8 protein-coding genes are annotated in these 13041 nt (G+C 38.6%); 6 read left to right on the top strand and 2 right to left on the bottom strand.

Going from position 1 to position 13041, the window contains the following annotated elements; translation table 11 throughout:
• From H6G86_RS05135 to H6G86_RS05125, 3 genes are all read left to right on the top strand, one after another.
• Positions 1 to 1518: a hybrid sensor histidine kinase/response regulator gene (locus tag H6G86_RS05135; protein WP_190933423.1), complete on the top strand. Its 1518-nt coding sequence runs from the start codon at positions 1 to 3 to the stop codon at positions 1516 to 1518.
• A 150-nt stretch (positions 1519 to 1668) separates the two neighbouring features.
• Positions 1669 to 2832 carry a bifunctional glutamate N-acetyltransferase/amino-acid acetyltransferase ArgJ gene (gene argJ, locus H6G86_RS05130; RefSeq protein WP_190933422.1) on the top strand — a complete coding sequence of 388 codons (1164 nt, stop codon included), beginning with the start codon at positions 1669 to 1671 and terminating at the stop codon, positions 2830 to 2832.
• A 604-nt stretch (positions 2833 to 3436) separates the two neighbouring features.
• Positions 3437 to 4639 carry an AAA family ATPase gene (locus H6G86_RS05125; RefSeq protein WP_190933421.1) on the top strand — a complete coding sequence of 401 codons (1203 nt, stop codon included), beginning with the start codon at positions 3437 to 3439 and terminating at the stop codon, positions 4637 to 4639.
• 193 nt (positions 4640 to 4832) lie between these two features.
• Here the strand turns inward: H6G86_RS05125 and H6G86_RS05120 are convergent, their stop codons facing one another.
• Both H6G86_RS05120 and H6G86_RS05115 read right to left on the bottom strand, forming a co-directional pair.
• Entirely contained in the window at positions 4833 to 5684 is an 852-nt protein-coding gene (locus H6G86_RS05120; protein ID WP_190933420.1) for a response regulator transcription factor, read from the bottom strand.
• A gap of 197 nt (positions 5685 to 5881) precedes the next feature.
• A complete protein-coding gene (locus H6G86_RS05115; RefSeq protein WP_190933419.1) occupies positions 5882 to 7861 on the bottom strand; it encodes a scytonemin biosynthesis sensor histidine kinase in 1980 nt (659 codons plus the stop codon).
• 1652 nt (positions 7862 to 9513) lie between these two features.
• On the opposite strand from H6G86_RS05115, the gene H6G86_RS05110 reads away from it, so the two are divergent.
• From H6G86_RS05110 to scyB, 3 genes are all read left to right on the top strand, one after another.
• Positions 9514 to 9666 carry a hypothetical protein gene (locus H6G86_RS05110; protein WP_159402607.1) on the top strand — a complete coding sequence of 51 codons (153 nt, stop codon included), beginning with the start codon at positions 9514 to 9516 and terminating at the stop codon, positions 9664 to 9666.
• Positions 9667 to 9763: 97 nt separating this feature from the next.
• A complete protein-coding gene (scyA, locus tag H6G86_RS05105; protein WP_190933418.1) occupies positions 9764 to 11635 on the top strand; it encodes a scytonemin biosynthesis protein ScyA in 1872 nt (623 codons plus the stop codon).
• A 341-nt stretch (positions 11636 to 11976) separates the two neighbouring features.
• Entirely contained in the window at positions 11977 to 13038 is a 1062-nt protein-coding gene (scyB, locus tag H6G86_RS05100; RefSeq protein ID WP_190933417.1) for a tryptophan dehydrogenase ScyB, read from the top strand.
• Positions 13039 to 13041: the final 3 nt, after the last annotated feature.

Here is a 13041-nt window from a genome sequence, read left to right as displayed (position 1 = left end):
ATGACATCTGCAAAAATCTTAGTTGTGGAAGATGAAGCTATTGTTGCGAAAGATTTACAATATCGACTTATAAAATTTGGTTATACAGTTCCTGTAATTGCTTCTTCAGGACAAGAAGCAATTAACAAAGCAGTAGAAATATCCCCAGATTTAGTGTTAATGGATATTAAATTAAAAGGGTCAATGGATGGGATAGAAGCTGCCCAAGAAATCCATAAGCATTTGGATATTCCAGTAATTTACTTAACGGCTTATGTGGATGATAAAACATTAGCAAGAGCCAAGATAACTGAGCCCTTTGGCTACCTACTCAAACCTTTTAAAGAAAGAGAACTACAAACAAATATTGAAATAACTCTCACTAAACATGGTTTAGAAAGGCAATTAAAAGTAAGTAAAAAATGGCTGGATACACTTTTAAAAAGTATAGGCGATGGTGTTATTGCTAGCGATTTGCAAGAATTGGTAACTTTCATGAATCCGGTTGCTGAAAATCTGACTGGATGGAAACAGGAAGAAGCTTATGGCAGAAATTTATCAGAAGTATTCAATATTGCTAATGCAGATACTCATAACTCTATTGAAAGTCCGATCGTAAAAGTCCTTCAAGATGGCATTATTGTCAGCCTCCCAGCAGAAACTATTCTGATTACTAGAGAGGGTGGAGAAATACCAATTGATGACAGCGCTGCACCAATTCACGATGATCAAGATAATATTATGGGTGCTGTATTAGTTTTTCGAGATATTACTGAGCGCAAACGAGCGATTGAGGCGCGTCAAAGGCAAATTGAGCAAGAGAAACTTGTGTTGCAATGGGAAGAGATAAATCAACTCAAAAATGACTTTCTAAATTTAGTTTCTCACGAACTGCGATCGCCTCTGAGTAATATGAAGCTAATGATACAAATGATACAATTATCTACTGATACAGATGAAGCTCAACGTTATCTAGAACTGATGGAAGGCGAGTGCGATCGCGAGTTAGGATTAATTAACGATCTACTTGACTTACAACGGCTAGAAAGCTCATCTTATCCAGTTATCACACCAGATGCGTTGCTCTTACAGCAGTTCTTAACTTGGATAATTGAGCCATTTCAAATCCGTGTTCAACAACACCAGCAAACTCTAAAGTTGAATCTGCCTTCAAATCTCCCGCCCCTGCTCTCAGATGGTATAAGCTTAGAACGAATCTTAATAGAATTGCTTAATAATGCCTGTAAATACACACCTGCGGGTGGTGAAATTATCCTAAGTGTAAGTCACAATTCCTTGGAAACGCCTGCAAAAACTATTATTACTACCAGTAATTCCGCAGAAATTTCAGCAACAGAGTTACCACGAATCTTTGAAAAATTTTATCGCATCCCCAATGCAGATATCTGGAATCAAGGTGGTTCTGGATTAGGTTTAGCTATAGTAAAAAAATTAGTCGAACAATTGCAAGGAAACATTCAAGTAGAAAGCGGTAACGGATGGACAACATTTACCCTTACATTAACTGATTTCTTATAGGTCTTTAGGTTCTCTTAAAATTTCCTAATTTTTATCCTACACATCAATTATTAGAGGTGTATGGATAGATATACGTCTCTAATAACTGATGTTATAAATATTTTTGCAAATGGTATGAGATAATTAAAGAAAATTATTAAATCTAGAAAAATGGCATTAACTATATCTTCTGTACCCCAAGGTTTTAGTGCATTTATTACTAATTTAGGAATACGCGATACAACTGATGATTTTGTATTTATTAAATCAGAAATTCCTTGTGTTGCTGACGGAGTCTTCACTCAAAGTCTTTTCGCCGGGCCAAGCGTTACTATTAGCCGCGACAACTTAAAAGATTCACAAGTACAAGGAATTGTGGTTATATCTAAAAATGCAAATGTCGCTAATGGCGCTGTTGGCATTGCTGATGCCCAAGAAGTTTTAGAATTGGTTGCAACGGAAACTGGAATTGCTGCACATAATATGGTGATAGCTTCTACAGGCGTAATTGGCAGGCGTTACCCAATTGAAAAAATTCGAGCAGGTTTATTAGGATTGGGGAAAAAATTGACTCCTGCTGATTTTAATGCCGCAGCCCGTGGTATTATGACCACCGATACAGTATCAAAACTAGCTACACGACAAATAGGAAATGCCAAGCTGGTAGGAATTGCCAAAGGTGTTGGCATGATTGAGCCTAATATGGCTACTCTCTTAACTTTCTTTTTTACTGATGCGGCAATTTCTGCAAATAGCCTTCGTTCTATTTTTCGCTCTACTATAGATAAAACCTTTAACTGCTTGAGTGTAGACACTGACACTTCTACTAGTGACTCTGCTGTGATTTTAGCTAATGGAATAGCCGGTGAAGTTTCAGAAGCAGATTTTGCCAGTGCATTGCAAGAAGTTGCACAAGAATTGGTGCTGAAAATTGCCAGAGATGCAGAAGGTGCCACCAAAATTATTGAGGTGACTGTAGATTCAGCTATTAACTATGTACAAGCGAAAAAAGTAGCTAAAGCAATTGTCAATTCACCATTAGTAAAAACCGCCGTCTATGGGGCAGATCCGAATTGGGGACGAGTTGCGATGGCTATAGGTAAATGTGAAAATGAACAGCAGATCAATCCAGAACGAGTTGTTATTAGTTTTGATGACGTGAAAGTTTATCCTAGTAGTTTAACTAATGAAAATCTGGAACAATTGCGGCAAATTATGTCCAAAGACAAAGTAGATATTCATGTTAGCCTCAATATTGGCGAAGCTTCTGCAACTGTATGGGGTTGCGATCTTTCAGAGGGTTATATAGAAATTAATGGCAAATACTCAACTTGATTAACAAGAAGAGATGCGAAATTGCACTGGGCTTCAAACCGCTACGTTAATGTCTTGTTGCGTTAACGCGTCTCTACATATAGGAATTCGATTTTATTTTTGTTCGCGTGGATAAAAAAGAGGAAAGAAGGCTTTTTGAGTTGTAGGGAGTTTTTTCAAAAATCAAATATGAGTCCTATAGCTTTGATAGATACTACACAAATTTGCAATAGCTGGGGTTGAAGCCTCAGCAACACAGCATAGCTGCCTTCTTCATCGGTAATATTCGGAACCTCACCTTGCCATCAGGGAGAGAAACTTTGGCATCAGACAAAAGTGGGATTATGTGCTTTCGGACATGATATCAGTCAGAAGCGTAGAGATGGATAAATGGCGGAGGGACATTAAGAGGTAATTGCTTTGTCAAAAAAGTTGACGCAGGTAGTTACTGCGTAATATAGTATGTTACACAAGTAATGAGTTAGATTAAAAAAAATTCCTAGCCAGTACATGACGGTGAAAATAAAATTACCATTTGTATACAAGTAGTTGATATTACAAGAAAAATTTTAAAATCTCATATTTAACACAAATAGCTCTATTAACGCTGCATAACTAAACAAATATGGATTTTGACTATTTTAGAAGCAATGAAGGCACTCCTACAAATAATACCCGTCAAAGCTTGCTTGCTAGTGGGTGGCGACCCTTTAACCGAGAGTTAGATTGGGGTTTTTTATGGCAACTGTTGTATAGTGACTCCCGCGAATTAACTCAAAAAAGTTTGAATTTAGCGAGTAATGTTGCTGATATTTTGGGGCGAAATAATTATGCTTGGTGGGCTAATTTATTAAATATTGTATCTGATAATACCCGCTACGAAGTTGAAAAATTTTGGAATTACATTACACCAGATCCTCAATCACCAGATCATCGCTACAAAGATGTTTTGAGTACGGAAACGCCTATCGTTCAATTTGTCAGTCGTAGTAGCATTCCCATTGATTATGTTCTTAACCGACTGCAAGAAATTACTGTACTGCGAGTTTTGGGTGTGTTGGGTAATCCTGACATTATTACTCAGTATTATTCAGAAAGAGATTTTTATTTTCCTATAGATAGATTTGTTAGCTGGGAACGCTTAGATGTGATTAATACTGTTTATGCTTACTGGGCAAAGCATGACGTTTGGTTGCAAATTGATCCCTACGATCGCGGGCGGCGACAATATAGTTTAATGGCGAGAAATCTTGCCCCATTAATTAACAAGGCGACTTACGACTTGGCAGTTATGCTGAGTGGATACCAAAGTCGTGTAGGTAAAGTTCACAGCCAATTTCCCATTCGCACATTTCCGGCAGATATCCAACAGTTTACTGATGCTGTACAGCAAGCGATTCTGAATCAAAACCAGTTAGCGGTTGTTATACATGGTAAACCAGGTACGGGTAAAACAGTCTGGACACAAGCTGTAGCAAAAGAAATTCTTGTACCTTTAGGGTATGTAATTTTTATTTTAGATCATGATGCGATCGCTAATTTTGTCCCCCCAACTTACATAGAACGTATTTGTATCGTTATTAACGAAGCTGATAATCTAGCGCAAAACCGCGCTTCTGAGGTAGCGCAATACAATAACAAAACCGAACACATTCTCAGTTTGCTGGATGGCACTTTGTATCAAAGTGTCATTGATGAGTCTGGTATCCAGATGCAACAACGATTAGTTGTCTTGATGACTTGTAACACTACTGAAAGATTAGATCCAGCCATGTTACGTAAGGGCAGGGTGGATTTAATATATGAGTTTACGCAACTATTTATTTAAAGGAGGCGGGAGAAATACTGCTTTTCTGGTTGAACTGTACTACTAGTCTGTCAAATTCATTTTGACGGTTAGAGAGACGCGATAAATCGTCGTCTCTACTCTTAATTTATCCATCAATTATTTATTGACAGACTACTATTGTTTACTCCCCATCTCAGTTGTAGTCTAAATGAAAATTGCTGTATTTCTAGTTTCACCAAAGTTTCACCTGTTTTTGAGATACAAGTTGATGCTGTTTGCGCCAAGCTTGGGGAGGTAAACCATGATGTTGGCGAAACTGACGAGAAAAATGAGACACATCTTGATAACCTAATGCTTTGGCGATTTTCTCGATAGTCTGATTATTATTTTGGAGTAAAAAACGAGCGCCTGCCATTCGGCGTTTGACAATCCAGCAGTTTACAGTTTCTCCCGTTTGCCTTGCGACTCGGTTAGTTAAGTAAGCAGGTGAGTAACCAACAGCAACAGCCACATCACACAAAGTAATTCCTTGATGATAATGGGCTTCGATAAAGTCGAAAACTTCTTTTAATTGAGGAATACAGGGAAAGATTGACTTAGAAGGGATCGTGGGTTCTTCAGGTGCGATCGCATCTAGAGTATTATCTACAAATACTGCTTTTGGAGCTTTCTCAGATTTCATAGCACACCAGTATTGCATGGTAGCTTGCTTTTGGAGTCGAATAGCGATCGCTCTGAGCAATTCGTCTAGTGTCGAGGGTTTGGTAAGATAATCATCTGCTCCCAATTCCATAGCTTTGCGAACATCTGCTTTGTTACTACTCCCAGTCAGAAAAATAAAAGGAATAATTGCCGTAAGAGGATCTTGGCGTAGCGTATTTAAAACGCTATAACCATCCATATCGGGCATCGTGATATCGCAAATCACTAAGTCGGGTATACACTCTTGTGCTTGTTGGATACCAGCAAGACCGTTGTTAGCACTGATTGTATCAAAACCTTTAGCCTTAAGACCTTTTAAATAAAGATCGCGGGTAACATGATCATCTTCAATTACGAGAATTTTATTTGATGATTCGTACATAATTTTTTATTACCATAACTTTTAGCAGAAGCTGGTTAATATTAAACCGTGGCGGAATTTTGCCTAGTTTAGTTGGATTTACGCCGTGCTGTACTCAACTTTTTTGGGAGTAGGGAAATAGGCATAAGCTTAATTACTTCGTTCCGAGAGTTGTGATTGTTAAGTTGTTAATTAATAACTAATCTTGATTTCAACATTCATAACTCGGAACTACTAAACTCTGACTTGATTAATGCCAACGTTACAGTAAACGTAGTGCCCACACCAAGTTGACTTTCCACAGATACTTGACCATGATGTAAGTCTACTAGGGTTTTAAGAATTGACAGTCCTAGTCCAGTACCAGGTATGTGATCGATATTAGTTCCACGGTAAAATGGTTCAAATATTCGTTGTTGATCTAGCGCTGAAATACCAATACCTCTATCTTCGACCTGGAAAATTAATTGCTCATTTTCGCAAAAAAGTCTCAAATCAACTGTCATACCAGAGGGAGAATATTTTATTGCATTATCGAGCAAATTTTTTAAAATCGGCTCTAACAGTTTTTTGTCTATGCAGGCTATTAGATAATTTTCTTGAGTGACAAAATTAATCGGAATTTTGCTAATGCTCATCTGCATTTCTGCAACTAAGTCATTACAGAAATCAACTAACTCAAGTGGCTTTGGCTCATAGTTTATTTTTGCTGCTTCTGCCTTAGAGAAGAATAAAATATCATCTAACATCTGACCAAGTTGTTCTGTAGCTTTTTGAATATGATCCAGCAGTGGTTGGATTTTCTTCTGTGTACGTTTGTCTACTTCTTCCTTTAATAAACTATTAGAGAATGAAACAATATTCAACGGTGTACGGAATTGATGGCAAACCATAGAAAGAAAACGCGCTCTAAGTTCGCTAAGTTGTTTTGCTTGTTCTAAAGCTTGGTTAAGACCTAATTCTGCATATTTGTAATCGGTAATATCAATACCTGCAATCATTTCTACTGGTTTCCCACCAAAATCTAGCACTCCATCCAGCATTACAACCGCACAAGCTAGCCAGCGCTCCGTACCGCTTTTTGTCAGAATATTCATCTCCTGGTATTCAAAGTTAGTTGCTTCACTCTGTTTACGTACCTGCCTGCGTCTTTTGCTCTTAATCAGTCGCCGAAGATCAAAACCCGTTAACAGTTCCTCTTTTGTGTAACCAGTGAGTTGCTCTACTGCTGGATTTATGTAGCAAAGCCGTGTGCCTTGAATCAGAAAAGTGCTGGTATCTGTTGTTTCGGCTAAAGTCCGAAATCTAACTGCATTTAGCCGCAATGCTTCTTCAGTCTGTTTCGATTCAGTAATGTCCCAAATACTCCAGACTCTACCAATAATTTTGCCATCCAACAAGTGAGGCTTAGAGTAGTGTGCAAAAACTCTCCCATCTTTCAATTCCAAAATATCGTAGCTCTCGAAATCAGATTGGCTAGACACTTCCCAAATTAGTCGATTAAAGGCTTGTGGATCTTTAAGTTGATTCTCAAAAAAGGCTTTGCATCGAGGACATTTCTTAGATAATATTAGGGACTCCGGAATCTGCCACATATCCGCAAATTTCTGATTCAAGCTCAGAATATCTCCCTCAAAGTTAACTGCAACAATACCAATGGCAGTAGATTCGAGAGTAGAACGGAGCAAAGAAAGAGATGCTTCTAGTTCTATTTCTTTTGATTTGAGTTGAGAAAATTCCTGCTGCAAATTGTCTTTGGCATCCCTTAATTCATCAGTCCACTTTTGCACGCTCAATTCTACTATTTCATCACTTATTTCCCGAGCGAAAGCACAGCCAAATTCTATATCTTGTTGTTTTACATAGCTAATGGATATTTCTACCAGAAAGATTCGTCCTCCTTTTGTGCGGTAGCGAGATTTAAAGGTAAGAGAACCTTCTGAGTAAATATTTGACCAGTTGTGTAGAGAAAAATCTACGTCTATATCTTGCAACCTCATGGAAAGTAATTCCTCACGGGAATACTCAGTCATCTGGCAAGTAGCATCGTTGACGTAGAGAAATTGGGCGTTTTCTCCTAAACAAAAGGCAGCATCTACAGCTTGATTTATTAGAAAGTGAGCAAACTTCATTTCTATTTCTGGCTGTAGTGGCCATTGAGTGTTTGATTTAGCTAATCTATAATCGCCAGAATTCATATCCCTACTTGCTCCTGGTAATTAATTAGCACCATAGCCATTAGTGAGTTGATAGTCATAACTAACTAAAAACTCTGGTGCAGTGTTAGGCAGTTAAAAAATAAAATTAGTTAGTAAATTAAAAATATTACTAACGGACTTAACAAAACTTATCATACCAATAAAAAGGGAATAATTTAACCAATTTTTCCTGAAAAAATTCAATATTTAATTTAAAATTTATTATTGACTTAAACAAATTTTGAGGAATGCAAAAGATAGACAAATCAAATCTAGATTAGTCAATATACCTTATTAGCTAAGAGTTGAAAATTCTCAATCTATAAGTAGAAAAAATGTTTTAAATATATACTAATACTACTTTTCGTAATTCGCAATTCCCGTTAATTAAGGATTTTAGACATTTAAAATGGGTGGCTAATTTGAGCCAAACTGTACTAGTACAGGACTGCGGAAATTTGTGTACCTTTAACAAGTAAAGAGATGTAGCCTGCACCATAGCTAAGGAATGGTTCACCAACCGAAAGTTACTGGGTTTCGACTGGTAAACGGTTAAATGAGAAAAATTTTTGTTCCTTAGCCTTTCCGAGGGAAAGGACTTTGACCAAATACCACTGTAGAGTCGTTTGATTATCAACATAAATGAATTTACCGGGCTTGGCTAGGCTTGAATTAAAAAATTTTAACTCATTAGTTCATTTTCTTAATTTATCTTAACTTACTCTATCAGGGATTTAACTATAGAAGAATATGCTTAGTCATCCGTCGTAAGAAATACATTTACACAACACAAACACGTATAAAGCGGCGTATAATTTTATATCTAATTTTTAAGGCAGAAACATCATTCGTCACAAGAAATACAAATGGACTAAAAAAACGTATATTTTTACGTATAACATCGTGTTTATTTTGTCATAAAGCAACATTTTAATGAAAATCTGCGTAACTGCGATCAATCGCCAGAGGCTAGAAATGGAATTTTAAAGGGGTTTAAGCTTAAATACTTAATCTCTTTTCTCAAGGAATACCTACTCAACGCTTAGTCATCTCCCAAAGGATATATAAAAAGTGAAGCAACTATGTCTTTATCGTTACAAATAATTGACTCGATGAGTTTTTGGTGGCAATATAAAGACCGCTAAACTGTTGTAGCTCAGCTTATGCTACAAAGCAAATTCAAGAGTTTATACGGAAGACAGGCAGTTGCTGATTTGCAAGCACCTGGGCAAAAAAGTAAAAGAATTGTCATTTTTATCAAAAGATTTTCTATTGTAAATTTGGTCATGTAGCTCAGTAGCGATGCCTAGGTTGGGCTACGCCTACGCAAAATATCAATTTTTCAGAATCACTAAGTTAAAAATGTTGCAATAGTTATACAAGCGAAAGAATTGCCACTTTTATCAAAAAATTTGTCATTGCAGATATGTTTTTATTGTAGTAATCATTGGAAATTAATAACATCTCCAGACAGTTTAATGAATAAGTTGGTGTGATTAAAGACAACTATGTAAAGCTTTGTAAAAATTCTGAAATATGCTTGAGTTAAGCTTAATAGCTTGTTCACATACCTTTACATTATTTAGTTTTTCCCTGCCAACCGACTTAAGTACTGTAGAAGCGAAAAATTTGACACCTCCATCAAAAGATTTTTGATTGCATATCAGTTATCATCCCCTCTATTGTGGTTCTTAGAAGCACAGCCTTATTTGCTGTATGCTTTGCAAAAATTTTTTGGTAGTGCTATCACAACCATCAATCAGCAGCAATCAACCGTTTCTACTATCGATCAAACTCGGTCATAGCTGTGATAAACGACAGAGTTGTTCGTATTAAATATTGCTAGCGCTGTGATTGTAAACTAAAAAGCCTTTGTGTAACTTTATGTAATTAAGTGAAACCATGAGTCAAAACTATACTGGTTCCAACTCTCCTCTCATCACTACTGAGCCATACAAAGAATTTCCAGCAAATAGATATGTAGAATCTTCTCGTCAGCTTGATGAATCGGAGAATAACGGGGGAACTCAGCCTTTTTTAAATGATGAAACACCAGCAACGCTCTCAGTTGCCGATGCGATCGCTCAAATGTTGGTAAATTTGGGAGTAAGCTACGCTTTTGGTGTCGCAGGTGGAGCAATGGCAAGCCTTTGGGGTGCGCTATCAAATAGCACTATCGAGGTGTTAAACTTCCGCCATGAAGCAGGAGCAGCATTTGCAGCCACCGAAGCATACTTTGCCAATAATCGCCCCACTGTAGTTTTTACCACAGCCGGGCCGGGGATCACTAATGCGCTGACCGGATTATTTGCGGCTCGTGGTGAAGGTGCAAAGGTAATTTTGCTATCGGCTTGTACCTCTGCACCACAGCGTGGACGTTGGGCAATTCAAGAAACCAGCACTTATACATTGCCTAGTGGGGGAATTTTTACCCCAGGAGCGCTATTCAACTATGCAATCACTATTGAATCTGCGGCTCAACTACCGCAGATTTTCCGCAAACTTGCTTTAGCTATGGCGCAACCAGGCGGATTTGTCGCTCATTTGAGTATTCCCACCGCAGTGCAGACAAGTTTAGTTGAGGATGTAGCTTTACCCCAACTAGATGTTACTCCATTTCCGATGACTGCTTCCAAAGAAGCGATCGCTAAATCTCTAGAGTTATTATCATCTGGCCCCTTTGCTATCTGGGTTGGTTTTGGTGCGCGTGATGCAGCAGAGGAAATCCTTGAACTCGCTGAAAAAACGGGAGCAGCCGTTATGTGTTCCCCCCGTGGTAAAGGTATCTTCCCTGAAGATCATCCCCAGTTTGTCGGTGTCACAGGTTTAGGTGGTCATGCTTCCGTCTTAACTTATATGGAACAGCAACCTCCACTACGTACACTCGTATTAGGAACCCGCCTTGGTGAACCGACTTCCTTCTGGAGTTCGGCACTAGTTCCAAAAGAAGGTTTCATCCATGTAGATATTGACCCAGAAGTGCCAGGTGTAGCCTATCCACACGTTGAAACTTTCGCAGTTCGCTCTGATATCAAAGCTTTTGTGGAAGAATTATTGGAGCAATTACCAGATGCTCCTCGTTCCACAACTTTGTTGCTACCCAATCCAGAACGCAAAGCAATTGAACCTGTACCAGACGTAGATTATCCAGTGCGGCCAGAAGTATTGATGGCAGCAATTCAAAAGATAATTGTTGAAGGTAGCGATGCAGTAGTAATGGCGGAGTGTGGTAATTCGTTTACTTGGTCAACCCATCTACTCCAATTTACCGAAACCAATCGTTATCGAGTCAGCACCGGAGTCGGCGCAATGGGTCACGCTGTTACTGGAGTATTGGGTGCAGCATTAGCAAGCAATAGCAAAGCTGTAGGGATTGTCGGCGATGGAGCAATGCTGATGAATAACGAAATCAGCACAGCCGTGAAATACAAAATTCCAGCGATTTGGATTGTTCTCAACGATGCGCGTTATAACATGTGCCATCAAGGGATGAAAATCTTGGGATTAAAGGGCGCAGATGCCACACTTCCACCGACAAACTTCGCCATGATTGCTCGTGGGATGGGAGCAGAAGCGATCGTAGTTGTTAGAGAGTCGGATATTGAAGCGGCATTAGAACAAGCGATCGCATCATCTGTTCCCTTTCTCATTGATGTCGTTATTGATGCTGATCGCCCAGCACCTTCTGGCGGACGCAATAAGAGTTTAGCAGCACAAGGAATTAAATCAACAGCTAAAAATGGAGCCAAGCAAGTTTCATTTCCAATGGTTTGATTTTGCTGGCAACGCTCGATTTTTTTTCTAACGAACCGCAAAGAAATAGATAAGTAATCTTATGACGGCAAGAGACTAAAACACTAGAGCATCACAATCTTTCAAAAATTCACGACACTGATGCAAAAACCCTTTACAACTCTCTTACCTTCGCGCCCTTAGCGCCTTCGCGGTTCGTTCTCTTATTCCAGCAACTATATTCACCAAACTGGAACTTCAAATATTTGCTTTCTAACTTCACTCAATCTTAATATTCCAACCTGCTCTTGTGTCTATATCTTTACATTTTGTAATGCTAATTACTTTCTCTAACCAATCCCAAACAATATTGAGAGGTCAAGATGCTGCTATTTGAAACTGTTAGAGAAATGGGTCACGAACAAGTTCTCTTTTGTCATGGTAAAAATCCCGAAATTAAGGCAATTATTGCCATCCATGACACGACATTGGGCCCAGCAATGGGAGCTACAAGACTCATGCCTTATGTCAACGAAGAAGCTGCTTTAAAAGATGCACTTCGTCTCAGTCGGGGGATGACTTATAAAGCTGCTTGTGCAAACATTCCGGCTGGTGGTGGCAAAGCAGTTATTATTGCTAATCCTGAAAATAAAACAGATGATTTGTTGAGAGCTTACGGACGTTTTGTTAACAGTCTTAATGGGCGTTTTATTACTGGACAAGATGTCAATATTACCCCTGATGATGTCCGAACAATCAGCCAAGAAACTAACCATGTTGTTGGAGTTTCAGAAAAATCTGGTGGGCCTGCTCCTATTACATCATTAGGAGTTTTTCTAGGAATTAAAGCTGCTGTAGAGTTTCGTTGGCAGAGTGAAAGACTTGATGGCATGAAAGTTGCAGTTCAAGGCTTAGGTAATGTCGGCAAAAATCTCTGTCGCCACTTGCATGAGCATGATGTCAAGCTTTTTGTTAGCGATGTAGACCCAGCCAAAACGGAAGAAGCACAACGGCTTTTTGGCGCAACTGTTGTAGAACCAACCGAAATTTACTCTGTTGATGTAGATATTTTTTCCCCTTGCGCTCTGGGAGGAATTCTTAACAGTCATACAATTCCTTTTCTCCAAGCTCAGATTATTGCTGGTGCAGCTAATAATCAATTGGAGAATGAGCAATTACATAGTCAAATGCTCACCAGAAAAGGGATTCTTTACAGTCCAGATTATGTAATTAATGCTGGAGGACTAATCAACGTTTACAACGAGATGATTGGTTATGACGAAGAAAAAGCTTTCAAACAAGTGCATAACATTTATGACACGCTATTAGCAATTTTTGATATTGCCAAAGTTCAAGGAGTTACTACCAACGATGCGGCTAAACGATTAGCAGAAGACCGCATCAAGGATAGTAAGCACAGCAAGTCTAAAGCGATCGCAGCTTAATTA

Source organism: Nostoc sp. FACHB-133, assembly GCF_014698055.1.
Classification (GTDB): Bacteria; Cyanobacteriota; Cyanobacteriia; order Cyanobacteriales; family Nostocaceae; genus Nostoc.
Note: the sequence above shows the minus strand (reverse complement) of the source record. Positions and strands in the feature narration are given on the sequence as shown.

Bases quoted from the DNA above. Each gene is read 5' to 3' on its own strand.
- H6G86_RS05135 (WP_190933423.1), top strand. From the start codon at position 1: ATGACATCTGCAAAAATCTTAGTTGTGGAAGATGAAGCTATTGTTGCG.
- argJ (WP_190933422.1), top strand. From the start codon at position 1,669: ATGGCATTAACTATATCTTCTGTACCCCAAGGTTTTAGTGCATTTATT.
- H6G86_RS05125 (WP_190933421.1), top strand. From the start codon at position 3,437: ATGGATTTTGACTATTTTAGAAGCAATGAAGGCACTCCTACAAATAAT.
- H6G86_RS05120 (WP_190933420.1), bottom strand. From the start codon at position 5,684: ATGTACGAATCATCAAATAAAATTCTCGTAATTGAAGATGATCATGTT.
- H6G86_RS05115 (WP_190933419.1), bottom strand. From the start codon at position 7,861: ATGAATTCTGGCGATTATAGATTAGCTAAATCAAACACTCAATGGCCA.
- scyA (WP_190933418.1), top strand. From the start codon at position 9,764: ATGAGTCAAAACTATACTGGTTCCAACTCTCCTCTCATCACTACTGAG.
- scyB (WP_190933417.1), top strand. From the start codon at position 11,977: ATGCTGCTATTTGAAACTGTTAGAGAAATGGGTCACGAACAAGTTCTC.